Here is a 25,183-nt window from a genome sequence, read left to right on the forward strand (position 1 = left end):
GTGATCTCGGTGGTGGGGCGCAGCACCTCGGCGAGCTCGGTCATCGGCAGGGCGTTCAGCTCGGCGATCGAGCGCCCCGCGAAGGTGACCGCGAGTGCTTCGCGGCGCAGCCCGGTGCCGTGGCAGAGCGGGCACGGGCCGGTGCGCATGAAGCGCAGCACCTTCGCGCGCATCATCGCGCTCTGCGAGTCGGCGAGGGTGTGGAAGACGTACTTCTTCGCGCTCCAGAAGCGGCCGTTGTAGGGCTTCTCGATGCGGTCGCGCTGCGGGATGATCTGCACCACCGGCTGTTCGTCGGTGAACAGCAGCCAGTCGCGGTCGGCCTGGGCAAGGTCGCGCCAGGGGCGGTCGACGTCGTAGCCGAGGGTGATGGCGATGTCGCGCAGGTTCTTGCCCTGCCAGGCGCCCGGCCAGGCGGCGATCGCGCCGTCGCGGATGCTGAGCGACGGATCGGGCACGAGCGAGTCCTCGGTGACGTCGTGCACGACGCCCACGCCGTGGCAGCGCGGGCAGGCGCCGGCGGCGGTGTTCGGCGAGAACGCGTCGGAGTCGAGGCGCTCGGTGACGACGTCGGGGTAGGTGCCGGCGCGCGAGAGAAGCATGCGCAGCGAGTTCGACAGGGTCGTCACCGTGCCGACGCTGGAGCGCGAACTCGGTGCGCCGCGCCGCTGCTGCAGCGCGACCGCAGGCGGCAGACCGGTGATCGAGTCGACGTGCGGGTCGTGGCCCTGCTGGATCAGCCGGCGCGCGTACGGGGCCACCGACTCGAGGTAGCGGCGCTGCGCCTCGGTGAAGATCGTGCCGAACGCGAGCGACGACTTGCCCGAGCCCGAGACGCCGGTGAACGCGACGATCCGATCGCGCGGCATGTCGACGTCGACGCCACGGAGGTTGTTCTCGTGCGCGCCGCGGACGCGGACGAAGGGATCGGCGGCCGGTGACGTGTCGAGCATCCGGCCGAGTCTAGTGAGCGGGGATCAGAGGGTCTGAGCGCGGTGTCAGCTTTCGCCGCCTCAGCGCAGCGCCGCCCGCGCGAACAGCTGCAGGTCGTCGGCCGCGCTCGCCGGATGCCGGCGGAGTGAGTCGCCGAGCAGGTCGAGCACCCGCTGCGGATGAAAGGTGACGTGTGTGATGTCGCGCTCGGTGAACGCGAGGCGGGTGGATGACTGCCAGCCGCACGCCTCGAGACCGAACGCGATCGCGTGCCAGCGCTCGCCGGGTGGGGTTCCGTCGGCGACGGCGAGCAGCAGCAGCGTGGCAGCATCCGATTCGGCGTCGCTGAGCTTGCGGTACAGCCCTCGCGCGATCAGCTGCAGCTGCGCGCGGGCGTCGCCGAGGGCCTTCTTCGCGGCGGCGCTGAGCAGCAGGCGTCCCTTCTGCACGCGCACCAGACCGAGCCGCTGGGCGGCGTCGCGCAGCTCGGAGATCGGCGGGGTGAGATCCTCTCGGTTGCCTGCGCCGATCCAATCGTCGAGCAGACCCAGCTCGGTCATGCCGTTGAGCACGGTGGCGGGCGGCATCCACCCCGCGGCCGTGAGGGCGAGGCCGTCGGCGCCGACGGCATCCATCAGCCAGGCGAACGGGCGCACGATGCGCGTCGCTGTCTCGTCGTCGAACTCGAGTGGCTCGAGCACTCCGGTGAGGTGCAGATGCTGGCGCAGCTCGGAACGGATCGGCGGCGGCAGCTGCGCCGCGACCTCGACGATCGGCGACTCGTCGGAGACGTCTCCCGGGCGGCGCAGCTCGTCGCTCTTCACCAGACCCGACATGTCGTACGGCGAGAGACCAGACCCCTGCGGGTTGAACATCAGGTTCAGCTCGCTCTGCGCACCGACCAGATCGAACGCGCCGGGCGAGATCGGCGCCCACGGACCGACGGTCGCCCGCGCCCAGTCGGTGATCTCGTCGTGCTCCGGATGCTGTGGATCGGCCAGCGCGGCGACCTTGTCGGCGTAGCCGTGCATGCCGCCGGCGTCTTCGAACGGCCCGCGGTTCGCGCCGTCGAGCAGCACCACGGGGGCGAGCAGTGGAGAATCCGGCTGGCGCTCGACGACGTCGAGACGGTGCACCCACCCGTCGCCGAAGTCGTACTCGTACCAGAGGGTGTGGAGGCTCGAGAGCGCCTGATCGACGGTGGCCGCCTCTTCCGACAGGGCGCCGGTGTCGCTCGCGAAGTCAGGTGACTCCCAGCGCCGTCCTGGTGAGGACGGCCGGTGGGGATCGGTGTCGGTGAACGCGTGCAGGTGCGATTCGCGCCAGCCGATGATCGTCTGCAGGGCGATGTGCAGTGAGCGCTGTGGCATCCGCCCGTCGATGTCGAACTCGCGCCAGATCTTGGGTTCGCTGTCGACGAGAGCGACGCGCAGGCGGTACCTGGTCATGGGATGAGCGTACGGATGGGGTGCGACATCCGGGACGCGGGCCGCCGATCCGGGCTTTCGCGTGAATGACGGCCAGCCTATGGGCGGTGCTGAGGACTCGGCCAACGCGGGTGACCGGCTGTTGCCATCCTTGCCTGGTGGGCGCCAGCGGCCCCTGAGAGCCATCTATGGTTAGTTATGTTGCCCTTATGATCTTTAGCGGCAGCCGTCAATAAAGTCCATAAACATGTCATAATCGTTCAATGGAACCCGATGAGCTGCATGCACTCCTTGCCAGTGGCGAACAGCTTGATGTCGAGTTCAAGTCGGATCACCACAAGCCCTTCAATGACTCCAGCATCGTCGAAGCCGTCGTTTGCATGGCGAACGGCGGTGGCGGTCGTCTGCTCATCGGGGTAGAAGATGACGGCACGGTCACGGGCGCGAGGGCGCGGCACGGCAGGATGACAGATCCGACCCGCCTGCGCACGATGGTGGCGAACAACACAGTTCCTCAGGTTGTGCCCGACGTTGAGGTCGCCTCCCAACAGGGAAAGTCGATCATCATCGTCGAAGTCGCAGCTGCAGACACGGTCGTGGGCACGTGCAATGGCCTGTACGTGCGTCGAGGTTACGGCTCTGACGGTCGCCCTGCGTGTCTGCCCTTCCTCGCGCATGAGATGCTTGCCGACCGAATCTCTCGGGGCCAAGTCGACTTCGCCGCCATTCCCGAGCCCGAGGCGAGTATCCACGACCTCGACCCTAAGGAGTTCGAGCGGTTCCGAAACCTAGCTGCAGCCGCTGGCGGACAAGCTGACGTGTTTGCAGGGTTAGCCGACGATGAGCTGTTGAGCGCACTCGGCGTAGCAGAGCGACGCGGCGGCGAACTGCTGCTCAGGAGAGGTGCCCTGCTGCTCTTCGGCCAGGAAGAGGCGTTGCGCCGTCTAGTGCCTACCCACGAGACAGCGTTTCAGGTGCTGGAACGCGGAGTCGTAGTTCAGAACGAGATCTCCTCGTCGCCGCTGCTGCGTTCTGCGGAGAGGCTGTACAGCCTTCTCCAGGCCATGAACTCTCAGGAAGAGGTCATGGTCGGGCTGATCAGGATGGGCATCGATCGAATTCCCGAGGTCACCGCACGGGAGCTTGTCGCCAACGCGCTCGTGCATCGCGACTACACGCGGATGGGAGTTGTGTCGGTTCAGGTTGTCGATGATGAACTGACGATCACCAGTCCCGGTGGCTTTCCGTTGGGGGTGACACTGGGGAACATTCTCGAGAGCAGCAATCCGCGCAGCAGAATTCTTGCTGAAGCATTCAAACGCGCGGGAATCGTCGACCGCGCGGGGCGCGGGATCAACCGGGTATTCGAAGCCAGCCTCAGGGCAGGGCGGCCCGAGCCCGACTACACCCGCTCGACCTCGGAGCGGGTGTCGGTGTCAGTGCAGCTGGGAGGCACGGATAGCGATCTCGTTCGCTTCGTTGTGGAGCACGATGACCGCGCTGGTCGTAGATTCGACCTCGCCGACCTTCAGGTTGTGCGGGCGCTCAAGGAGGATCCGCGTCTATCTGCCGCTGACATAGCCGATGTCATCCAACGCCCACTGGTGTGGACCAAGTCACGACTCGCGATGCTGCTGGAGGAGGGTCTCGTTGAGATGCGCGGCGACGGTCGCGGTCGCAGGTACACACTGAGTGCTGCGTCGTATCGTCGGCTGGCGAGCGCAGCAGGCTATGTACGTGTCCGCGCATTCGATGTGCTGCAGCAGCGGCAGATGATCCTGAACTTCGTGGAGGCGAACGGCAGCATCTCGCGTAGCGAAGCCGCGGACCTGAGCGGCGCAACTCCTGAAGCCGCGCGACGGATGCTGCTCCGCATGCGCGAGGAGGGAGCCCTCGTTCTACGAGGGGAACGCCGAGCGGCGCGATATTACCTGCCAGCGAACTGACGGCTCGCAGCATCCCGCGGCCGCTCTCTTGTCATCGTTCATTCACGTCACTCGAGCGTCATGCGACCGCTCGCAAGTGACTCTGTCGCGGGCCTGCGCGCCGGAGTACCATTCGGCGATGTGAGGAGTGTTGTCTGGGGCTCCTCACCTCATCTCGATCGTCGGCGTGCGCCCCGCGGGACGCGGATCGGAGACAGTCATGTCCGTCCGTTTTGCGGACCTCGTCCGCGAGTCGAGCCGCGAACTCAGCCTTCGTGAGCTGCTCGAGCAGCCGGTCACCGAGCTGATCGGGGTGAGCGCGGCGGCAGCATCCGCCCTCTCCTCCCTCACGATCGGATCCATCTTCGACCTCGGCACCTCGTCGGTGTTCGCCCGCGCCTCGGCCGCGCTCGCCGCGGCCGACTCCGATGTGCAGCTCGTGCCGCAGGACATCCTCGGCACGTCGGGTGCGGGAGTGCCGCCGGAGGATGTGCCGGGCCTGCCCCTCGGGCGGCTGCACGGGGTGTCGCAGGCCGTCGCGTCGGCCCTCACCGCAGCCTTGTCGGTGAGCACCATCCGCGAGTTCGCGCTGTGGCCGCCGCGCCGCGTCGCGCACGAGATGGTCGGCGTCGCGCTCGGCACCGATCTCGGTGACACCGAAGAGCGCGCCGCCGACGAGCTGCGCCCCGCGTTCGGCGAGTACCCGACCGAGCGCGTCTACTACGACACGCTCTTCATGCTGGGAACGGATGCCACGCAGGGCCAGCAGCCGCTGTCCGCACCGCTCTCGCTGGCGAAACTGGCCGGCGCCGGGCTCGCCTTCGGCGCTCCGGCGATCGGGGCGATCGCCACCTACGCGCAGTCGTGGTTCGCGCAGGGACTCACTCTCGGGCACATGGTCCACTCGCTCGCGCTCGCACCCGGCGAGGCGACCCGGCTCGCGGTCATCGACTGGACCCGCAAGACCACGACGACGGCGAGCGAGTCGGTCGACGAGGGGGAGCGCCTCACGAACGCGACGAACCATGTGCGCGCGATCAGCGAAGTGCAGAACGCGGTGGCCGACGAGATGCAGGAGGGCGGGTCGATCGCCACCGGATGGTCGAAATCGTCGAGCAAGTCGAAGGGCTTCGCGGCCAGTGTCGGCGGGGGGATCGCTGGTGTGGCCGGCTCGATCGGCGGCGCGCTCGGCTTCGGCGGTGGCGGCTCGTACACGAGCCAGTCATCCGAGACGCAGTCCGAGGCGACGAGCGCATCGTGGTCGGTGGGGTCGCGCTCGGTGCTTGCCGAGATGAATCAGCGGGTGAACGACCGCACCGAGCAGTTCGCGACCTCAGTGCGCAACCGCCGAGCGACAGCCGTGCGCGAGGTCTCGCAGTCCGAGCACGAGCAGGTCAGCACCCGGATCGTCGCGAACTACAACCATATGCACGCGCTCACCGTGCAGTACTACGAGGTCGTGCAGATCTACCGGGTCACCGTGCAGCTGAACCGGTTCGACCGGGCGCTGTTCCTTCCGTTCGAGCTGCTGGATTTCAGCACGGCATCCGGTCCCGATCTCGTCGCGCGCTTCCGCGGCGAACTGCTCGCCGGCGCGCTCACGCTGCGCGCGGCGGATCTGCTGCTCGACGACCGCGGGCGCATCGAAGTGCACAGCGCCGTGCGGGTGCCGAGGCCGATCACGGTCGCCGACCTGGCGGTGGCACCGGCGGCGTCCGCCGCGACGGCGCGGATGGCGATGCGGCGGGTGGGCGACGACGCACCCCTTCCCGACGATCCGCCCGACGTGCCGCCGGTGGGTGACCCGCGGCAGCCGACGCGCGTGGTGACCCGGTTCACGGTCGTGCGTCCCGGGCCGATCGCCGAGGTCATCCCCGGTGACGCGAGCATCACCTCGATCGCGTTCGACGATGTCGTCGTCGATCGCGTGCGACTCGACCAGCCGGGGGTCGCCGCCGAGGCGAGCACGTTCATGGTGGCGGCGGGCACGGGGCAGGTCGACTTTCCGCAGGGTGTCGCCGCGCGCGGTATCGACGCGATCCACGTGGCCCGCGACTCGGCCGCCGCGGGTGAGGGGTCGATGGTCATCCGGTACGAATCCGAGGGGCAGCAGTCGCTCGCCGTCGTGCCGATCGCCGTGCTCGCGACGAGCGCGATGCAGAAGGTCTGCTTCCTGCGGGGGGATGCCGTGGGGCGCCGCGCCGAGCTGCTCGCGCATCTGCAGGCGAACCGCAGCCATTACACCCGCGTCGTTCTGGGGCGTCTGGATGCGGCATCCCTCGCTCTGCTGCTCGCCGATGTGTCGTGGCTGGGCAAGCCGCTCGCCGATCAGGTCGAGCCGAATCCGATCGCCGTGTCGGGCAACTACCTGGTGCTGCGCGCGCCCGCCGAAGACGCCGACGCCAGCGGGATCGCGCAGTACGCGACCTGGCGCGATCTGCTGCGCGACCGCGGGATCGACTTCGGCACCCAGTCGACCCGGCTCGTGCCCATCCCCACGGCCGGCGTCTTCGCCGAGGCGGTGCTCGGCCGCTCGAACGCGGCCGAGAAGCTCGACATCACCCGGTTCTGGAACTGGCAGGACTCGCCGATCCCGCTGCAGCCGCCCGAGATCTCTCCGGTCGGGACCGGGTCGCGTGGAACGACGGATGATCTGAAGCCCGGGCAGCTGAGTGCACCGGTGCTGGGCATCTCGGCACCGACCGTACTGCCCGAACCCGCCGGGCTCTCGGCGGCGCTCAGCGCGCTGGCGAACGGAAGCATGTTCCGTGACATGGCTGGCCTCGCCGGCACGCAGGACATCGCGAAGGATGCATCCGCCGGCACCCTCAACGCCGCCACAGAGGCGGGTCGCATCGCGAGCACGAACTTCCAGGCCGCGACCACCCAGGCCACCGAGATGGGCAAGGCCGCCGCGAACATGTTCACGGCGATCAAGTCGGGCGAGGCCGCCAAGGGTCGTGAGGCGGGCATCTCGGGCGATGGCGCCCGCATCAACCACGGCCGCGACATGGACGAGCGCGGAGTGACGGCGCGCGGCGGCTCTGGCGGTCTCTCATCCGGCGCGGGCGGCTCGTCGTCCGACGCCGGCGGCGGGGCGACCACCGACCCCTCCGCAGAGACAGGCGCGTCGGATGCGGCCTCCGACGACACGGGCGGCACCGATTTCATGCCGGGGCCGAGCGGCTTCGCGCGCGAGCTCGCCTTCGCCGATGACGCCTCGGCGGTCTCGCCCGACCGGCTGAGCGCTACGACCTCCGCCCTGGGCGTGCCGATGATGCTGGCCGACTTCAAGATCCGAGGATCGAGCACGTCGATCCGCTCGTCGAAGACGCTGCTGCTGAAGACGCTCCGGAAGGATGCGCTGAAGGCCGGCATCGCGCTGCGCGGCGTGACCCTGCGCGACCTGGCGGATCACCCGAACGGAAAGGTCTACGCCGGCGTCGAGTTCGGCGCGTGGACCGACGACCCGAAGAACATCTACGTCAACCTCTCGGCCCTGCAGAAGATGATCGCCGATGCGGTGGCGAACGGCGTTCCTCTCGCCGATGCCGAGGACTTCGTGCGCGGTGCGGGGGTGCTCACCCTGCGCCACGAGACCCAGCACACCGCCCAGTTCGCGACCCTCACGTCACGTGCGCCGACGTTCGCGCAGATGATCACGTTCGAGGCGGCCGCGTACAAGGGCGATGTCACCTGGCTGAACGCTCAGGTCAACAAAGACCTGCTCACGAACACGTTCGGCTGGGATGCGGCGGCGCTCGCCGATGCGACCACCGCGAGCAGCCAGCGTCAGGCGGTGTTCGACGCGTTCGCCGCCGACGCCGCGCTGAGCGACGAGGCGAAGCGCCGTGATGCGCTCAAAGCCGGAGCGAACGGAGAGGCCTTCCTGCCCGACGAGATCGTGGTGGGAAACAAAAAGAAGAAGAACTACGTCGCGCGGCAGCTGTATCGCTAAGCGGCGGGTTCTTCTTGGGCTGGCGCCGGATGCTCGACGCCCGCGTCAACGACCGGCCGCACCCGTGCGCGGCTCGGTCGGCGTGGAACCCGCCCGGGCGAGGGAGCGCTCGCGCCGCGTCTGCACGCGGTACTCAAGCGCGACCGGCGACACCGGGCGGTCGACCGCGAACGCGCCGGTGCGCACGATATCGGCACCCAGCTCGGTCAGCGCCTCGGCGATCCGGTCGACCCGCTCAGGCGAGGACTGCTCGGAGCGAGCGGCGTGCGCCCGCCGCAGCAACGACCCGATCGTGTGCACATCGGCGATCGATGTGCGGGCTCTGCCCTGCACGTCAAAACCCGGGGTGACGACCGTGGCATCCGGATGCGAGTAGAACACGCACGTGTCGATGTACGGCAGCTCAGCCACTCGAGGAGCCAGGTACGCGTGCAGGCGAGAGGCACCGAGGCGAACCTGACGAGCCGGTGATGCCGGCCCAGCGTCGATCCGCAGGCCGATCGACGCGTCATCGCGCTGCCGAAGATGCACGGCGAACGGCGGAGTCAGCTTCTTCTCGTCTAGCAGCGCAGCCAGCGGAGCGGCCAGCTGCGACGGCCGGGTGCCGTCGAAGACCAGACCGTTCCAGTACTTGCTGTCGATGACGAGCACGGTGTTGTCGGTGACGACGACATGGTCGATCTGCGCGCAGAACGAGCGCTCTTCCGAGATGACCGCGAAGACGACATTGGTCGCGACGATGGCGTTCAGCGATGCGGCCTCGCAGGCTTTCACCAGCGTTTCGCGCGAGTTGAGCTCCCATCGCATGCCGCGTGCGGCGAGGTGCATCGCCCGGTCGCGCAGCGCGTCGCTGGCGGCTTGCCCTGCCTGCAGCGCCAGGACGTGCTGATGGTGCTCGGCGGCGACACCGGCGAGGTGCTGCTGATGCAGCCGCGCATCGTCAGCGCGCTGCGCCTTCCACTTCCGGCGCTGCCGCCGGTGCACGAGCAGCACCAGAACCAGCAGCAGAACGAGGGCCAGCCCCACACCGTACGTCGTCGTCGTATCCACGCCCTGAGTAAAGCAGCAAACGCCGACGTTCTCCGAGCGTGTGTCGACACGCGTAGATATTGCCTGGTTGACTGCTCTCATGCATCCCGACGCCGCCGTCGATTCCTCTGCGGCTCCCAGACCCGTCTGGGCCTCTCTGATCGTCGGCATCGCGGCATCCGCTCTCATGCTCTTCCCATCGTGGGCGGGCGGCGGCCGGCTGCCGCTGCAGAACCTGTGGCACAAGCAGACGATGCCTGATGGCATGCCGTTCTCGCTGCTGCCGCTGAGCCAGTACGACGCGCTGAGCATCTTCGCCATGCTGCTGCTCGGCGGGGTGGTCGCGGGCTTCGTCGTGCGGATGCTGCGGGCGCGCGCCTGGCCTGCGGCGCTCGGCGTGCTGCTCGTGCATGTGATCGCGACGGTGCAGAGCTTCGCCGTGCTGGCGGGCGGGCTCGGCTTCGCCGACGGGTCGGCCGGATCGCGCGAGATGCTCTATTTCGGGGGGATGCTCGGCGGCGTGCTGGCCGGGATGCTGCTGGCGCAGCTCGGATGCTGGATGGCATCGCGCCCGGCGATGCCGCTGCCCGCGCTTGCCGCCGCGCTGTCGGCCGTGCCGGCGCGCAGCTGGCTCGGCTACACGATCGCGTCGTTCGACCCGATCTACGGCTACCCGCCCGAGGTGGGGACGGTGCTGCGCTGGGTGCCCGCGGTGATCGTCGCGGCCGCGCTGATCTGGTGCGGGGTGCGTCCGCTCTCGCGGCTGGCCGTGTGGGCAGCGGGTCTGTTCGCGCTCTGGATGCTGCCTGCGGTGTTCACGGCCATCAGCTCCGCCCTCGGCATGCGCGTGCTCGACGGCGATCTGCGTGAGATGGCCGAGGTCGCGGCGCAGATCTTCCCGATGGCGCTGGAGGTGGAGGTGCTGCCGGTGGTGGTGGCGCTGGTGATCGCTGGGGTGGGGACGGTGGTGCGGATGCTCGCGGCCACCCCTCGCAGTCGAGCCATACCATCAGAGTCGTGATCTCCAACGCCCCACGGTCGCTCGGCGTCGCGTCGCTGCTTGAGGAGCGGCGCACTATGGCTCGATCTGTCGCCACCGCGGTGCCATTGATCTCATGGATCGACGACCTCAAGGTCAAACGTTTGGAGCGGTCGCTGGCTGCCGAGATTCCGCTCATCGACCCCGCCGATGCCGGCACAGGTGCACGAGTTCTGCTGCTTCTCGAGGCGCCGGGGCCCATGACCAATGCTCAGAACGCACGTGCAGGGTCAGGGTTTATATCCTCGGACAATAACGATGTGACGGCAGAGAACCTATGGCGGGCTCGGCATTCCTCGGGCTTGGTCGAGGAAGTGCTCATCTGGAACATCGTGCCGTGGTACCTCGGTCATGCGAGCAAGAAGCCGAAGGTCGCCGATCTGCAGGAGGGTGCGAACCACCTTCGTGAACTCATCGCCATGCTCCCGCAGCTGCACACCGTGGTGACGTTGGGGCGCTTTCCTCGGAGGGGGTGGTCTCGGTTTGGCCGACCCGGGCTTGGTGCCAGTGTCCGGACGATCGAGTCGTGGCACCCCTCGCCTCTTGCGATGAATCAGCGGGGCAAGCGTGACCATCTCGTCGCGTCGCTCGCCCGAGCATCACGGGATTGGCGACCGGATGCCGTGGGCGCTGGTCAGATCCACGTCGACCGCGACCGCTTTGGCGCGACGCTCGCGCAGTGGTATCCGGATGCAGAAGGTGACCGAGTGGACATTCATCCGCGCTGGTGGTGACGCCCCGAAGATCTCGGGGGGGGGGGGGGGGGTCGAACACTTGTCGGCGAAATCCATGTTCCGGTCTACGTGACGGACAACGTCGCCGCCGAGATCTGCCTTGCGTGCCGTAAGGCCTGCAGCAGGTGGAAGCCTGACTGCCGTCAAGGACATCGTGTGCGCAACTCAATATCGGCGCGGGGAGCAGTCATGCCGCGAGCGACGTCTCGTTGAATCTCGTCAATGCCGGGATCGGATCTGCCTGCGCAGGCGGGCGTTAGCAACGAGTTGATGCTCTGGGTTGAATAGAGGTTCAGCTGCTGGCGCGGTGGCCGCCGACGGCGGGATCGACGCGGCGCTCCGGAGGCAGAACTGCAAAACCGGTCTCCATGGGACCTGTCCCCGGGACAGGCTGAGCCTCCACATGGAACTTGCCACGCGTCTCCATTCACCGCTGCGACGGAAGTACCGTGCTCGCTCAAGAATCAGATGGGCGGACGAATCACCGCGACGTGACTGCACGCCCGCGCACAACCACAGCAGAAGCACCACGGCTTCCTGCTCGTCGTAGAAGCCCGATTCCGGAATGTTGTCCGCTGTTACCGCCCATTCGGGATAACGAGAACGGACGTCGTAGAAGGTTGCTCGACCGGCGTGAAGCGATTCACGGCCAGCGATCCACAATGCAGCCTGATGGTGACGGGCAACATCCGGTCCAAACACGGCATAAACGTCGTTGATTCCAAGCCTTCCGCGAAGCACCGCATCCGCGGCGTATGCGAAGAAGCGAGACACTCGTCGAACCCCCGCAGTCTCCGCACGAATCGAGAACAGCGGGTCGGTCGTATGTGCGTCGGGATCCTCGTATCGATCGACCAACGCGGCTACGCGCTGCCGCTCCCCGACGGGTGCGTCTGAGTAATACGTTCTACCGCCATCCCAGAGCAGTAGTGCGGTGGACCAATCGTTGCCAAGCTCTTCCCAGCGCTGCCTGATATCTGTCAGCAACTGCGTACGCGAGTCCCGTCTGGCTGATGCTGAAATCATCACCGCGCCGATCGAGGCGAGCAACGCGATCGCGGCGATCAAGGCCTGGAGCCAATCCGCACTCACCTCTCACCACCGATCGACGGCTGCATGCCGCTGAGCCTAGCGGGATGGCGAGGTCACTCGGCGCTATTGCCGAAGTCTCTGTCTCAGCCGTTCGTCGCATATATACACATACGTCCCCAGCATCCCTCGCGTTAGCAGCACTCCGTAGATGTTCCGGATGAACACGAGCAGGTCGTCGTCGCCGAAGGCGTCCCTCAGATGCCCGGTGTTTTCCTTGCCCTTCTTGTCACGGTAGGCCTCGCGATCGGCGGCGATCGAACCGTCCGGACCAAGACGCAGATCAGGACCGATGATCACGCCGGCGTAGTTCAGGTCGTACCCCTGCACGGTGTGGATGGAACCGACCTCCTCCAGCGATCCGGGAGCGTTGATCCAGTCCTTGTCAGTGCTGTTCCAGCGCATCCGCTCGCCGTCGATCTCGATGTCGAACGCGGACGGATCTCGACGCGACACCCAATCCCACGCGTATCCGGCCACGAGACGAGACAGCCCGACCTCGCGGTCGCGGGCGCGAATCGCGCGCCGCATCTCACCGAGATCGTCGAAGAAGCGCAGTTCGTAGTCGCCGAGATCGGGACGCTGCGGATGCTCGCCGCGCAGAAGCGCACGGATGTACTCGACGTAGTCCGCGCCGGCGCGCACCCGCATCTGCGTGGTCAGCCGGAAGTGGCGGTGCGAGTCCTTGGCATCCCGAAGCTCCCGCTCGAGCGTCGCCGGCCCCAGATCGTGCGGACGCACGCTCTGGGCGCCATCGACGAGCAGCATCCGGTGACGGCTGTGGGCCTTGATCCAGTCGAGCTGCGTACGCGACGGATCGTCCCAGCCGAACAGCTTCTCATTGATCTCGCGGAACTTCTTGTTCTGAACCCCCGACGCCTGATTTGCGCGCTGATTAAGCCGGTGCGTCTCGTCGACCAGGACCAGGTCGAACAGGGTATCCGACTCCCCGATCTGAAATGGCGTGAGCACCATCGCCGGATCGAGCTTCGGCGTCTTCTTGAACACCTGCCGCACCGACTGCCGCAGCGACTGCTGCGGAATCACGAGCGCCATCTTCAGATCGCGCAGCAACTCTCGATTGTCGGTCGTGAAGAACTCGGCGAACATCGAGTCCGGCTGGATATCGTCGTGGTCCTGGTAGTCGCGGATGTCGGCGAGCAGCTTCATCAGGAAGATCGCGATGATCGTCTTGCCCGTGCCGGGGTCGCCCTGCACGACGAGTGTTGACTGGGCATCCGGATGCTGCAGATCGGCTAGCAGGCCCTCGACGATGTCTTCGATCGCGATGGCCTGATCGTCGGTGAGCGCCTTGAACGGAGAGAGCTTGAAGAGGTCGCTGTTCTCGATCTGCGGGATGCTGCGGCTGAACAGTCCTTCGGCGCGCAGCGCTTCGAAGACGTCGCGGAACGACTCGCGGTAGATGTCGCGGTCGTAGTAGCGCGCGTCGCTGAGGCCGTCGTTGCCGTTCAGGATGCTGTACTGGCCGTCACCGTGGAACCAGCGGATCAGGTGCGATTCGAGGTCGAGGCAGACGGACTTGTTGAAACGCTCGCCGACGACGACGCGGATCGACTCGAGACCCTCGTGCTTCTTCGAGCTGGCGAGGTGCTGCCGCATGCGGGATGCCGCATTCACCGTCTCGCCGACATAGAGCTTCTTGCTGCGGCCCGAGCTGTCGAGCACGTAGACGACCGGCCAGTCGGTGTGCTGCGCATCGCTGCGCGCCCACGCGTCGACCTGCTTGCGTTCGAAAGGAAGCCGCTCGATGCTGAACTCGGTCATGGCTGCAGATCGGTGTACTTGGTGATGCGACCCTTCGACAGCTCGACGGGATACTTCGCGCGGGTCTTCTCGAGTTTGCTCAGCACGATCTCATCGATGTCGACGCCGATTCTCGCCGCCATCTGGAAGCAGTAGGTGAGCACATCGGCGAGCTCTTCTTCTACCCGAGTCTGGTCGGGCGTCTGCCGCCACTGGAACAGCTCGAGCAGCTCGGCCGCCTCGATCGAGATCGACTTCGCGAGGTTCTCAGGGGAGTGGAACTGATCCCACTCGCGCTCGACGGCGAAGTCGCGGAGGGCCTGCAGCGTTGCGGGGGACGGCATGGGGAGAACGTAGCAGGAGAGTGCGTGCAGAACTGAGACGCTCGACCGAGGCGGCGGTGTAGGTAGATTGAGCCGCATGGCACGTCCCGCGCTCGAGCAGCAGGCAATCCGAGAAGATGTTTTCCGTTGGCTCGATGATCGACGTGCCGCCGGAGCGTATGAATTCAGCCGCGCTGAGCTCATCAGCTATTCGTACCAGGGTGAGCGCATCCCATTGCTTGATACTGGTCGCGGTATTCGCAATCCGGCCGACTTCGACTCGACCCTGACCATCATGACGAGCTCAAAGAAGACCGAGTACTCCGACGGGATCAGCGCTGAGGGGCTTGTGCGCTACTCGTATCAGTCGCGCGACGGTGGCGACAATCGAAAGCTTCGCAACGCGTACGACAATGCAGACCCGCTGGTCTACTTCCTCGGCGTGCGTGCCGGGTTCTTCGTTGCCTTCTACCCGGCTTACATCATGCACGATGATCCGCTTCGGCGTGAGGTTCATGTGGCTCTCGACGAGTCACTGAGATTCTTCGACGACCCCCTTCACTTGAACGAGATGGAGCGTCGGTACGCACAGCGTCTCGTGAAGGCGCGCTTACACCAGCCCATGTTCCGAGCACGAGTGCTGCGCGCGTACGCCACAGCTTGTGCGATCTGCGAGTTGAAACATGCCGAACTGCTCGACGCAGCCCACATCGTTCCCGACGCGAGCAGCCACGGCGTCGCGGAGGTCACGAACGGTCTCGCCCTATGCAAAATTCACCACGCTTCGTACGATCGGAACCTGCTCGGCATCACGCCGCAGTACGAGGTCCGCATCGATCGAGCGTTGCTTGAGGAGATAGATGGGCCGATGCTTCGACACGGTCTGCAAGACATGCACGGTCGGCCGCTGACGCTTCCGCAAAGAAAGGCGGACTGGCCTTCGCGCGACCGACTGGCAGAGAAGTACGACCAGTTCGCTGCGTAGTCAGCGCATCGATTGCGACTGCGAGATCACCTTGCTCACAGCCGGAAGGTCTGCCGGAGCCCAGTCGAGCTCCATGAGCCTGCTGATTTCCACCCACCGGAGTGCGGTGTGCTCTGATCTCTGTGGCAGACCGTTCTCGAGAACTGCGTAGTAAGTCGCAAGGCGAACTGTCCCGAACTCGTAGGGGTGAGTCGTTGTGACTATGTGTCGGCCCACCGTGATGTCACAGCCGAGCTCTTCGAGAATCTCCCTCTTCAGCGCTGTGGGATAGGTTTCATTCGCTTCGACCTTGCCGCCAGGGAACTCCCACATTCCTTCTAGCGCCTTGTCAGGGCCACGTTGGGCGGCCAGCACAGTGCCATCCCGCGTGATGACAGCACCAACGACGTCGATGAGTCTGCCCAACTAATGCTGAGCCCTTGCTTCCACTAAATCCCCCGAGGTTCGTCAGTTGGCGAACAGACTAGCCACCCCGTCGCTGGCGATTTAGGGCGCGAGGGCATCTACCCGGGTTGGTCCGGGGCGGATCACCTCCGCTAGGGTCAAGATCAGGCTCTCTGAGGGGGGAGTCGGTGTCACTCAGTCAACGAAGATGGGAGCGGCTTATGGAGTTCGCGGAGCGCCTCGAATCACTCGCGGTAAAGGTTCGGAACCAAGCCACAGCAATCGGCACGGAGGAGGCGACGAAGAACGCCTTTGTGATGCCGTTCATCTCGACGATCCTTGGATACGACGTGTTCGACCCGCTCGAGGTGGTACCGGAATTCACTGCAGACGTCGGTACCAAGAAGGGAGAGAAGATCGACTACGCCATCATGCGAGATGGCGAGGTGCAGATCCTCATCGAGTGCAAACCATCGATGGGCTCCTTGAAGATCGAGCACGCGTCGCAGCTGTTCCGATACTTCTCGGTCACGAACGCACGAATCGCGGTTCTCACGAATGGGGTTGTGTGGCACTTCTACACTGACCTCGATGCTCCGAACCGGATGGATGCCAAGCCGTTCCTGGTTCTGGACCTGCTAGATATCGATGAAACGCTGATCCCCGAGATCCAGAAGCTCAGCAAGGAGAGCTTCGACCTCGAGTCGATCATCAGTGCAGCCGAGGAGTTGAAGTACATCGGTGCGCTGAAGCGGGAGATCGCTGCTCAGTTTCGGGAGCCGACCGACGAGTGGATTAAGTTCTTCACTTCTCGGGTCTACGACGGAGCATTCACTCAGCGTGTACGCCAGCAGTTCACGGGCCTCGTAGGCAAGGCTGCCCAGCAGTTCCTCACTGAGCGTGTGAATGACAGGCTCAAGGCCGCACTCGGGGTAAGCGGAGGTAGCCAGGTTTCCGCCGTTCCGTCGCCGTCAAGCGCGGAGGTGGCCGAGGCGGATCTCGATCGAGACACCGAGATTGAGACCACGCTCGAGGAGTTGGAGGGCTACCAGATCGTTAAGGCGATTGCGTGTGGCGAGGTCAAGCCGCAACGAGTGACACAGCGCGATGCGAAGAGCTACTTCGCCGTACTGCTGGACGACAACAACCGCAAGCCGATCGCCCGCCTTCACTTCAACGGCAAGCAGAAATACCTCGGTCTTCTCGACGGAGAGAAGGCTGAAACGCGCCACCCGATTGTCGACCTCGATGAGATTTACGTTCATGCGGAGGGCATCCGGGACGCTGTGCGGCGCTACGCGTGATCGGTTGTCAGTTGGTAGCGTTACACAGCCGACCGCACTTGGCCGCAGGCGCAGACTACTGTTTAGTTCGGGCCGCATCCAACGCGAGGATGTCGGCGGCGCGTTGTTCACGGTCCGGCCGAGCTTGCGGATCACGCGTAGCGGGGTAGGTACGCCGTTGGTGATGGCGGCGATCACGGTGCCCGGGTCGCTTCGACCTCGACGCGCTCGAAAGCGGCGAATACTGCGTCCAGGCGGAGCTTCTGCCGGTCGGTGAGCAGGCTGGAGCCGGTGTGCAGGCCGTCTGTGAGTGTAAGGCCGGATCACCCTTCATTCCGCGGTGCGCCATGGCGTCCTGCTGGATGCGGCGCCGGCAGACATCGAGCGCGTTGCCGGCGCGCCGGACGTCATGGAATTGATCCATTACCAGGAGTGTCCGGGAGCGCCTGGGAGGCCCGGGTCTTGAAGTCTGCGAACCCGGAACTCGTCCATCGCGACCACCTCGATCTGCGAGCCCACTCCTCCGGCCTTCCGGTGAGTCACTGCTCGAACACGGCCTTGGAGCGGCTCTCATTCATGTCCAGCAGACGTGCCGGGCTGGTCTTTAACGGGCTGGGGTGAGATCGATAATCACGTTGGCCTACTTCTCGCCGAGCCGGGTAACGCCAGGCATGCTCATCTACGCCGATCGTGCCGACCCCGTCGCACCTGGCAGGGTCATCGATCAGCGGCTAAGAACCAGATTGGCTGCAACCAGAGCTCGATGCGTTAGGTTGCCGACGTGGGACTCTCGTACAGATTTACATCGATCACCCTCACCTCCGGACAAGAGTTGCAGCTTCTCGGCACCGGTGTCACTTGTGTGGTGGGCGCAAACAATACCGGCAAGTCGCAACTCCTGAAGGACATGGTCGAGACAGTCCGGGGTCAGATGGGTGTGTACTACGGTCCCGATTCCGGCGAGCGTGGCGCAAGCCGCTCAGTCGTGAGGGACGCGAGTTTCATCGTCGACGCGCACAGCGAGCAAGACATCATTGAGTGGGCGTCCGCGAACACTCTTGCGGTGGGTCCTTCCCACGCGCCAGGTAACGTCATCCTTCCTCCGAGTCAGAACCAGACCCATTTGTCGAGCATTGCGTCGAGCGTCACCTCAAGCGCAGCAGGCAATGGATTGCAGTATCTAACGGATTCATTCGTCAGACGCATTCCGGCTGGCGGAGCGATGGCCTACGCGGCCGGTGAGTTGCGCACAGACCAGAACCCGGACTCACTCCGGAACTGGTTGATTCGACGTCTGCATGAGAATGGCGAGCTCGAAGCCGAATTCTCGGCGATTGTCGAGCGGCTCTTCGCGGTTCCCTGCTTCGTCGACCGCGTAGGGTTCCCTCCACGGCTCCGCGCGGGACACGTGCTGGTCGACCCGCCGCCCGTAAATGCACTCACGGCTGAGTATGCGGACGCTGTGAACTCATGCCCACCTCTCGACGATCAAGGAGACGGCCTTCGGAGCTTCGCCGGGCTCGCCTTAGTAACTATGGCCTTATCGCCCTCAGTGCTTCTACTCGACGAGCCTGAGTCGTTCTTGCATCCAGCTCAGGCTCGCGCAGTTGGGCGCTGGCTCGCCGCATCGGCTCGTGACAGGGGGATGCAGGTAGTCGTGGCCACGCACGACCGGGACTTTCTCATCGGTCTCCTGAACGGCTCGAAGGGTGGGGGCCTCGAGATCCTCCGGCTCACGCGCGCCGAGGAGGGCGCCCGGGCTCGCCAGCTGGAATCGACGGACCTTAACGCATATTGGACGGATCCTACGCTGAGATATTCCAACGTGTTGCAAGGCCTCTTCCACGAGCGGGTCGTGGTCTGTGAAGGGGACCGCGACTGCAGGTTCTACGGTGCGGCGGCCGATGAGTTGGCGACCTCGCTTGACAAGCAGCACGTTGCTGACAACACCTTGTTCATCCCCAGTAGTGGCACAGGCGGATTTGCGAAGCTACTGAACGTCCTGCGAGACCTGAACGTAACAGCATCCGTGATCACCGACTTCGACTTCCTCGATGACCGGGCGAAGGTCGAAGCGACGCTTGCGGCGCTTGGAGCGACTTGGGACGAAAGCGTCAACGCCGCGTGGTTGAACGCGATGCGCCACATTGAGCGAGGCAAGGAAGCGTTGTTTTGGAAGAAAGTTCACAACGGTGGTCTCGACCAGGTTCCGGCTGGGGTCGCGACTAAGGACTTTCGTGCACTCCTCGGAGAGTTGGCAGTTCGTCGGCTACACGTTCTTCCGGTTGGCGAGCTGGAGGACTTCCACCGCGAGGAGGGCAAGGGCGCCGCTTGGGTCGGCTCCGCGCTAGACGCGGAGGCTCATAAAAGCGCCTCAGTGCAGTCATTGCTTTCGGTCGTGATACCTGAGCTCAAGGCCTAGGGCGGGAGACTGCTACAGATGGGTGGCGAGTTGTAGTCACGCCGCCGATGCGACGGACATGTGGTTTCGACTTCGAGAAAGTGATTAACAAGCGGGCAGCGCTCGGCTACCGCCTGCACACAAGATCACCACCGCATCGTCAGGCAGCACCGGGTTCGGCCGCGGCGATCGCATACAGGCGACGATGGCGTTCGAGCGACTGACCTGACCTCTCGAACCGATGTGGCAGGCGGCGGTGATTCCGTACGTCGCCGCACCACGAACCCCGCAGTACCGTGAGGTCATGCCAGAGACCGTTCCCACCTTCACCGCCGCACAGGTGCGGGCGGCGGAAGCGCCCCTGCTCGCAGCCGGTGCACCGCTCATGCGCCGTGCCGCCGCCGCGCTCGCCGAGGTGATCACCGAGTACGAACCCGAGCGCATACTGGTGCTCGCCGGCTCCGGCGACAACGGCGGCGACGTGTTGTTCGCCGCCGCAGACATCTCCGCCCGCGGTGTGCCCGTCGACATCCTGCGCACATCCGACCGCGTGCACGAGAAGGCATCACAAGCCGCAATGGACGCCGGCGCGCGCAGCATCCGTCTCGCCGATCTCGACCCGGCCGTCTACGACGTCATCGTCGACGGCATCCTCGGCATCGGCGCGCACGGCACCCTGCGGGGGCAGGCGCGCGACGCGGCGACCGCGCTGCTGTCGGCATCCGCCGTCGTCATCGCCGTCGACCTGCCCAGCGGACTCGACGCCGACACCGGCGCTGCCGACGACGCCGTGCTCGCCGCGGCGACGACGGTGACATTCGGCGCGGTCAAGGCCGGCCTCGCCCGCGGCGAGGGGCCGCGGCTGAGCGGGCGGATCGTGTTCGTCGACATCGGGCTGACGCTCGACCCGACGGATGCCGTGTGCGAGGCGACCGTGGCGGAGAGGCGCGCCGGGTAAACCGTACCCGCCGCGAACTAGGCTCGAGGTCGTGCTCGGTTCATCCGTCGAGGTGCATGTCGATCGTGAAAGCGTCGCCGCCGGCGACGATGTCGTCTCGCACGCCGCGGTGGTGCGCGTGCGGCGCGGCACGCGACTGAGCGCGATCATCGAGCAGGTGTCGCCGGATGTGCGAGTGGCCGGTTGGTCGTGGGTCGTGAAAGTCGACGGTGTGACCGCCGCGGTGTGGTCGGTCGATCATGCTGTGCAGCTGCTGATCGACGACCGCCGGGTGACGCAGAAGTCGGTGACGATCCTGTTCCGCTACTTCCTGCAGATCGACCCGGCATGGCTGTTCGCTCGTCTACAGCAGGGTGCACGCTCGAACCGCGAGGCGCTGCGCACCGAGTATCAGGCGCGCTGACGGCTGTCGCATCGAGGCCAGTCTTTCTGCACAATGGCTGGGTCTGAGAGGTGTTCCACAGGTCGCGGGATGCGGCGCGGTGAGCGTCGGAGCGGATGCCTATCGTCGCCTGCATGAACTATCGCGAGCACCTGTTCGTTCCGTCGGCCGTGCGCGTCGAGGTGTCGGTTGCGGGTCGCCCGGAGTGGGACAGAACGATCGAGCTCCCGAAGCACTCGCCTGAGACATGGCTGTGGGAGACCTACCTGCTCAGCATCGGCGTCGAAGCGTGTGATGACGACATCGAAGCACTCGGGTATCGCCACCCGGACGTCTACTGCGGCGAGAACTGGGTGGTTCGAGACGAGTGGCAGATACCGTTCGCGGCCCGTCCCGTGCGCTACGCGGATGACGACTTCTTCGACAAGCCAACCGCGCTGGCGGAGGCGGCGGTGCGGGTGCCGTCGTTTCCGTACGATGTCGACATCACCGTTGATCGCGCGCCCGACCCGCAGGCGGGAGACGCGAGTGTGTCGATCGTGGGTGCCGGCATCGACAGTTCGCTGCGGCCCTCGAAGGACTGGCAGACGAGCGCGCAGCCGCTGGATCTGGATCAGGCCAACCGCGAGCTCGTCCGTCGCTTCGGCATCGTCTTGCCGTTCGTCCGCTCGGGGACTCTGCGCACCATTCCCGACGGCATCCCCGCCCACTCGCTGACCGCTGATCTGCTCGCACCGCTGACCCCGGTTCGGCGGCTCGCCCTTCGGGCTCATCTGAACGCCACCGAGATGCTCGACGCGAACCGGCTGGACGTCGACGCGGTGCGACAGGCGACCCACGCGCTTCGCGCCCTGATCGACGCGGTCGGGCCCGACGGCACCGACCAGGACGCCACCAGCGGGTGGCTGCCGACCGGCGTGGTCGACAGGGTCGTCGCCGGCGTGGAGTGGGATGCCGATGCTGCGGCGGATCTGCTCAGCTCGTTCGCGCGGCGTGCGGGGCTCATCCGGCGGCTGAAAGGACGGGTCGTGGTCACCGCACTCGGGAAGCAGCTGATGGCCGATCCGGTCAAGGCCTTACCGCGGGTCGTCAGCGCGATTGCGGACGGTGCGCGAACGTACTCGTACTCGTACGACTCGAGCCGCTTCTCTCGCGCCGCGGCTCTGCTCGCAGTCGCCGATGGATCCGCCGCGTCGTACGACGAGCTCGCCGGATACCTCGAGCAGGCGCACGCGGCGCGTGACACGAGAAGCTACGACGAGTACGGCGACTGGTACGACTCCGGCCGTTCCCGCGCGGGATTCGATCGGGGTGAATCGGATCGCGTGCTCCGCGAGCTCACCGACGGACTGCTCGCGCTGTCGGCTCCCGGTGCCTTCGGCCTCGTGACGCCGCACATCCGGGCGGTGGCGCGCGCCGCATTGCAGCGCGGCTGAGCGTTGGGAGCAGTGGGCTGCGGAGCACCACGCCCGGGGCGAGTGGCCCAAACCTCATAGAACAAAGTTTCGAGGAAGTGTTGACACGTGTATCGAACACACGTACTATTAATGCATGTCGAAGCTCACGCCATTGATCGAAGCGATGTCGTCGCTCGATCGATCCTGGGGCGATGCGGAAGACGCAGCGGACCTGACCCGTGAGCAGTTGATCGCGATCGACAGCGCTATCGGGATGGTGAAGCGTCGACTGGATGCCGTGCACGCCGACGTCGCCGCGGGGATCTCTCGCGAGTCGCGTCCTGAGCTCGGAGCGGACAGCCTGGCCAAGCAGCAGGGGTATCGCACGCCGGCGAAACTCATCGCCGCGACTACGGGCGTCTCGACGGGGGATGCGATTCGCCTCATAAAGGTCGGGGAGGCGACGGCTCCCCGGGCGGATCTGCTCGGTGATCGGCTTCCTGCGCGCTATCCCCTGGTGCGGCAGGCGCTGTCTGACGGTGCAGTCAGTTCGCAGGTGGCCGGGCTCATCATCAGCCTGCTCGATCGGTGCCGCATCGCGGCAGGGCCTGAGCGGACGAGCGAGGGCGAGCGGATCCTCACCGAGGTCGCCGTCGGGCTGTCTCTGGACGACGTGCGCAAGCTGATCGTCCGTGCCGAGGCGTGGCTGGACCCTGACGGAGTGGAGCCGCGCGCGGAAGAGCAGCGCGCCAAGCGGTCACTGACGATGTTCGAGCGCGACGGGATGGTTCACCTGAACGCGCTGCTCGACCCCGAGAGTGCCGCCCCGGTGATCACCGCGATCCGCGGATACGTCACCGCCGCATTCGCGGCCCGACAGAATGCACCGGATCCCGAGGCGCCGGATGCCGATCGCCGTACCGTCCCGATGCTGCAGGCCGACGCTCTGAGCCTGTTCGGATCACACATGCTCGGCTGCACCGCGCAGACGCCCGCGCTCGCAGGGGCGACGGTGGTGGTGCGGATGACTCTGCAGGACCTTCAGGCGGGCACCGGTTCGGCGACGATCGACGGGATCGATCAGCCGATCAGCATCAGCGCCGCACGCCGCATGGCCGCCGACGGCGGGATCATCCCGTGCGTTCTCGGCGGAGACAGTGAAGTGCTCGACTGGGGGCGTAGGCGACGACTGTTCACCCCGACCCAGCGTCTCGCTCTCGCCGAACGCGACGGCGGATGCGCCATGTGCGGGCTGCCGCCCAGCATGGCCAAGGCGCATCACATTCGATGGTGGCAACGCGACGCCGGACCGACCGACCTGGCGAATGGAGTCTTGCTCTGCGAGACCTGTCATCATCGCATCCACGACAACGGGTGGAACATCCGCATCGACCCACCCGGCCGCGGCAACACTGTCTGGTTCGTGCCACCACCACACGTCGACCCTGCCCGCGCGCCGCGCCGGGGTGGCCGAGCACGATTCGACATCGCAGCCTGATCCTGCGCGTCGGCAATCGTCCGCGCGGTCACGGCGCATCCGCTAGCTGTGGTGCCTGCCGCATGTGGGGCTAGGGGTACTTCGGCACGCTCAGCGCGTCAGGAGGGGCCAGGCGTTGCTGGGCGACGGCGCGCCGGTGCGGGCGGTGGCGTTCGTGCAGGCGTGAGTTCTTCCCTACTCGAACCCGCCGCTCAAGCGCCCGTGAAACACCCCGCTCGCGTCGTTCATCCCCACGATCTCGACGGTCTTCCCGTACGCCGCGTACTTCGTCTCGATGGCATCCAGCGCGGCGACGGTCGACGCGTCCCACACGTGCGACCGCGACAGGTCGATCACCACGCGAGAAGGGTCGGCACCATAAGAGAACAGTGTCGTCAGGTCGTTGCTCGACGCGAAGAATAGCTCGCCGGTCACGACGTACCGGGCGACACCGTCCGACACCGAGCGCGTCACGTCGACGAGGTGCGCCACGCGCCGCACGAACAGCACCGACGCGACGAGCACACCGCCGACCACGCCGACGGCGAGGTTGTGCGTCAGCAGCACGAGCACGACGGTCGAGACCATCACGAAGGTTTCGCTCTTGGGCATCCGCTTCAGAGTCGACGGGCGCACGCTGTGCCAGTCGAAGGCGCCGATCGCGACCATGATCATCACCGCGACCAGCGCCGCCATCGGGATCGTCGCGACGAAGTCGCCGAACACGACCACCAGCAGGAACAGGAAGACACCGGCGCAGAACGTCGAGATGCGGGTGCGCGCGCCCGACTCCTTCGCGTTGATCATCGTCTGGCCGATCACCGCGCATCCGCCCATGCCGCCGAACGCGCCAGACAGGATGTTCGCGACGCCCTGCGCCCACGCCTCGCGGCCCTTGCGCGAGTGGGTGTCGGTGATCTCGTCGACCAGCTTCGCGGTGAGCAGCGACTCCATCAGCCCGACCAGCGCGACGGCGAGTGCGAACGGCGCGATGATCGTGAACGTCTCCCACGTCAGCGGCACATTCGGGATGAACAGCGACGGCAGGCTGCGCGGCAGCTCGCCCTGATCGCCAACGGTCGGCACCGCGATCTCGAAGGCGAGCACGACCCCAGTCACGATCACCACCGAGACGAGCGGGGCGGGGACCACCCTGGTGATGCGCGGCATCACGATCATCACCGCGATGCCCAGCGCGACCAGCGGATACACCAGCCACGGCACGTCGATCAGCTGCGGGAACTGCGAGCTGAACACGAAGATCGCCAGCGAGTTCACGAACCCGACCATCACGCTGCGCGGGATGAACCGCATCAGCTTCGCCACACCCAGCACCCCGAGGAGCACCTGGAACACCCCGGCGAGGATCACCGTCGCGATGAAGTAGTCGATGCCGTACGTCGGCGCCACCGGCGCGATGACCAGCGCCACGGCGCCGGTCGCGGCCGTCACCATCGCCGGTCGGCCGCCGAGGAACGCGATCGATACCGCCATGATGAACGACGAGAACAGCCCCACCTTCGGATCGACCCCGGCGATCACCGAGAACGCGATCGCCTCGGGGATCAGGGCCAGCCCCACCACGAGTCCGGCGAGCACCTCGCGGGTCAGCATCCGCGGACTCTTCAGCGCGGTCAGCACCGACGGGTTCGGCCGGTAGCGGGCGGGGTCATCGACGGATGCGGTGGACATGCG

At 66.0% G+C, this 25,183-nt stretch carries 18 protein-coding genes and 2 pseudogenes; 11 read left to right on the forward strand and 9 right to left on the reverse strand.

Translation table 11 applies throughout. The features are described 5' to 3' along the window. Positions 1 to 953: pseudogene (locus RT309_RS00005) on the reverse strand (ABC transporter); the annotation flags it as partial. Between the two features lie 60 nt (positions 954 to 1,013). Continuing rightward, positions 1,014 to 2,381: a plasmid pRiA4b ORF-3 family protein gene (locus RT309_RS00010; protein WP_313354162.1), complete on the reverse strand. Its 1,368-nt coding sequence runs from the start codon at positions 2,379 to 2,381 to the stop codon at positions 1,014 to 1,016. Positions 2,382 to 2,623: 242 nt separating this feature from the next. On the opposite strand from RT309_RS00010, the gene RT309_RS00015 reads away from it, so the two are divergent. Both RT309_RS00015 and RT309_RS00020 read left to right on the forward strand, forming a co-directional pair. Next, the gene (locus tag RT309_RS00015; RefSeq protein WP_313354164.1) at positions 2,624 to 4,306 is read left to right on the forward strand and encodes an RNA-binding domain-containing protein; all 1,683 of its coding nucleotides are present in this window, start codon (positions 2,624 to 2,626) and stop codon (positions 4,304 to 4,306) included. 199 nt (positions 4,307 to 4,505) lie between these two features. After that, the gene (locus tag RT309_RS00020) at positions 4,506 to 8,243 is read left to right on the forward strand and encodes a hypothetical protein (RefSeq protein ID WP_313354166.1); all 3,738 of its coding nucleotides are present in this window, start codon (positions 4,506 to 4,508) and stop codon (positions 8,241 to 8,243) included. A gap of 45 nt (positions 8,244 to 8,288) precedes the next feature. On the opposite strand, the gene RT309_RS00025 is transcribed toward RT309_RS00020, so the two are convergent. Further along, entirely contained in the window at positions 8,289 to 9,293 is a 1,005-nt protein-coding gene (locus RT309_RS00025; protein ID WP_313354167.1) for a nuclease-related domain-containing protein, read from the reverse strand. A 79-nt stretch (positions 9,294 to 9,372) separates the two neighbouring features. Here RT309_RS00025 and RT309_RS00030 point away from each other — a divergent pair, with 79 nt between their 5' ends. Both RT309_RS00030 and RT309_RS00035 read left to right on the forward strand, forming a co-directional pair. Next, on the forward strand, positions 9,373 to 10,293 hold the full coding sequence (locus RT309_RS00030) for a hypothetical protein (RefSeq protein ID WP_313354169.1): 921 nt from the start codon (positions 9,373 to 9,375) through the stop codon (positions 10,291 to 10,293). Continuing rightward, positions 10,290 to 11,045 carry a uracil-DNA glycosylase gene (locus tag RT309_RS00035; protein WP_313354171.1) on the forward strand — a complete coding sequence of 252 codons (756 nt, stop codon included), beginning with the start codon at positions 10,290 to 10,292 and terminating at the stop codon, positions 11,043 to 11,045. Before RT309_RS00030 ends, RT309_RS00035 begins: the two co-directional genes overlap by 4 nt. A 219-nt stretch (positions 11,046 to 11,264) precedes the next feature. Here the strand turns inward: RT309_RS00035 and RT309_RS00040 are convergent, their stop codons facing one another. From RT309_RS00040 to RT309_RS00050, 3 genes are all read right to left on the reverse strand, one after another. Continuing rightward, positions 11,265 to 12,113, reverse strand: coding sequence for a hypothetical protein (locus tag RT309_RS00040; protein ID WP_313354173.1), 849 nt, complete (start codon positions 12,111 to 12,113; stop codon positions 11,265 to 11,267). Between the two features lie 87 nt (positions 12,114 to 12,200). Next, positions 12,201 to 13,919, reverse strand: coding sequence for a DNA/RNA helicase domain-containing protein (locus RT309_RS00045; RefSeq protein WP_313354175.1), 1,719 nt, complete (start codon positions 13,917 to 13,919; stop codon positions 12,201 to 12,203). Further along, positions 13,916 to 14,242: a nucleotide pyrophosphohydrolase gene (locus tag RT309_RS00050; protein WP_313354176.1), complete on the reverse strand. Its 327-nt coding sequence runs from the start codon at positions 14,240 to 14,242 to the stop codon at positions 13,916 to 13,918. Before RT309_RS00050 ends, RT309_RS00045 begins: the two co-directional genes overlap by 4 nt. A 76-nt stretch (positions 14,243 to 14,318) precedes the next feature. On the opposite strand from RT309_RS00050, the gene RT309_RS00055 reads away from it, so the two are divergent. Then, the gene (locus RT309_RS00055; RefSeq protein WP_313354178.1) at positions 14,319 to 15,206 is read left to right on the forward strand and encodes an HNH endonuclease; all 888 of its coding nucleotides are present in this window, start codon (positions 14,319 to 14,321) and stop codon (positions 15,204 to 15,206) included. Here RT309_RS00055 and RT309_RS00060 read toward each other — a convergent pair whose 3' ends face one another. Beyond that, complete coding sequence (locus tag RT309_RS00060; protein WP_313354180.1) at positions 15,207 to 15,611, reverse strand: (deoxy)nucleoside triphosphate pyrophosphohydrolase; 405 nt, start codon at positions 15,609 to 15,611, stop codon at positions 15,207 to 15,209. It lies immediately after the preceding gene. Between the two features lie 200 nt (positions 15,612 to 15,811). Here RT309_RS00060 and RT309_RS00065 point away from each other — a divergent pair, with 200 nt between their 5' ends. Beyond that, positions 15,812 to 16,894 (forward strand): type I restriction endonuclease, encoded by a 1,083-nt coding sequence (locus tag RT309_RS00065; RefSeq protein WP_313354182.1) that lies wholly within the window; start codon positions 15,812 to 15,814, stop codon positions 16,892 to 16,894. An 82-nt stretch (positions 16,895 to 16,976) separates the two neighbouring features. Here the strand turns inward: RT309_RS00065 and RT309_RS00070 are convergent. Further along, positions 16,977 to 17,601 (reverse strand): annotated as a pseudogene (locus RT309_RS00070) (transposase); the annotation flags it as partial. Between the two features lie 53 nt (positions 17,602 to 17,654). Here RT309_RS00070 and RT309_RS00075 point away from each other — a divergent pair. From RT309_RS00075 to RT309_RS00095, 5 genes are all read left to right on the forward strand, one after another. After that, positions 17,655 to 19,295 carry an AAA family ATPase gene (locus RT309_RS00075; RefSeq protein WP_313354183.1) on the forward strand — a complete coding sequence of 547 codons (1,641 nt, stop codon included), beginning with the start codon at positions 17,655 to 17,657 and terminating at the stop codon, positions 19,293 to 19,295. A 283-nt stretch (positions 19,296 to 19,578) separates the two neighbouring features. Continuing rightward, positions 19,579 to 20,232, forward strand: coding sequence for an NAD(P)H-hydrate epimerase (locus RT309_RS00080; protein WP_313354185.1), 654 nt, complete (start codon positions 19,579 to 19,581; stop codon positions 20,230 to 20,232). 31 nt (positions 20,233 to 20,263) lie between these two features. Continuing rightward, a complete protein-coding gene (locus RT309_RS00085; protein ID WP_313354187.1) occupies positions 20,264 to 20,635 on the forward strand; it encodes a hypothetical protein in 372 nt (123 codons plus the stop codon). A 113-nt stretch (positions 20,636 to 20,748) separates the two neighbouring features. Further along, complete coding sequence (locus RT309_RS00090) at positions 20,749 to 22,050, forward strand: hypothetical protein (RefSeq protein WP_313354188.1); 1,302 nt, start codon at positions 20,749 to 20,751, stop codon at positions 22,048 to 22,050. A 115-nt stretch (positions 22,051 to 22,165) separates the two neighbouring features. Beyond that, on the forward strand, positions 22,166 to 23,509 hold the full coding sequence (locus RT309_RS00095) for a DUF222 domain-containing protein (protein ID WP_313354189.1): 1,344 nt from the start codon (positions 22,166 to 22,168) through the stop codon (positions 23,507 to 23,509). Between the two features lie 174 nt (positions 23,510 to 23,683). Here the strand turns inward: RT309_RS00095 and RT309_RS00100 are convergent, their stop codons facing one another. Next, positions 23,684 to 25,180 (reverse strand): SulP family inorganic anion transporter, encoded by a 1,497-nt coding sequence (locus RT309_RS00100; protein ID WP_313354191.1) that lies wholly within the window; start codon positions 25,178 to 25,180, stop codon positions 23,684 to 23,686. Positions 25,181 to 25,183 lie beyond the last annotated feature (3 nt).

The sequence above is a fragment of the Microbacterium sp. genome, from assembly GCF_032084865.1.
Classification (GTDB): Bacteria; Actinomycetota; Actinomycetes; order Actinomycetales; family Microbacteriaceae; genus Microbacterium.

Excerpts from the sequence above, each read along its gene's own strand:
- RT309_RS00010 (WP_313354162.1), bottom strand. The coding sequence starts at position 2,381 with ATGACCAGGTACCGCCTGCGCGTCGCTCTCGTCGACAGCGAACCCAAG.
- RT309_RS00015 (WP_313354164.1), top strand. The coding sequence starts at position 2,624 with ATGGAACCCGATGAGCTGCATGCACTCCTTGCCAGTGGCGAACAGCTT.
- RT309_RS00045 (WP_313354175.1), bottom strand. The coding sequence starts at position 13,919 with ATGACCGAGTTCAGCATCGAGCGGCTTCCTTTCGAACGCAAGCAGGTC.
- RT309_RS00055 (WP_313354178.1), top strand. The coding sequence starts at position 14,319 with ATGGCACGTCCCGCGCTCGAGCAGCAGGCAATCCGAGAAGATGTTTTC.
- RT309_RS00090 (WP_313354188.1), top strand. The coding sequence starts at position 20,749 with ATGAACTATCGCGAGCACCTGTTCGTTCCGTCGGCCGTGCGCGTCGAG.
- RT309_RS00100 (WP_313354191.1), bottom strand. The coding sequence starts at position 25,180 with ATGTCCACCGCATCCGTCGATGACCCCGCCCGCTACCGGCCGAACCCG.
- RT309_RS00080 (WP_313354185.1), top strand. The coding sequence starts at position 19,579 with ATGCCAGAGACCGTTCCCACCTTCACCGCCGCACAGGTGCGGGCGGCG.
- RT309_RS00030 (WP_313354169.1), top strand. The coding sequence starts at position 9,373 with ATGCATCCCGACGCCGCCGTCGATTCCTCTGCGGCTCCCAGACCCGTC.
- RT309_RS00065 (WP_313354182.1), top strand. The coding sequence starts at position 15,812 with ATGGAGTTCGCGGAGCGCCTCGAATCACTCGCGGTAAAGGTTCGGAAC.
- RT309_RS00050 (WP_313354176.1), bottom strand. The coding sequence starts at position 14,242 with ATGCCGTCCCCCGCAACGCTGCAGGCCCTCCGCGACTTCGCCGTCGAG.
- RT309_RS00095 (WP_313354189.1), top strand. The coding sequence starts at position 22,166 with ATGTCGAAGCTCACGCCATTGATCGAAGCGATGTCGTCGCTCGATCGA.
- RT309_RS00020 (WP_313354166.1), top strand. The coding sequence starts at position 4,506 with ATGTCCGTCCGTTTTGCGGACCTCGTCCGCGAGTCGAGCCGCGAACTC.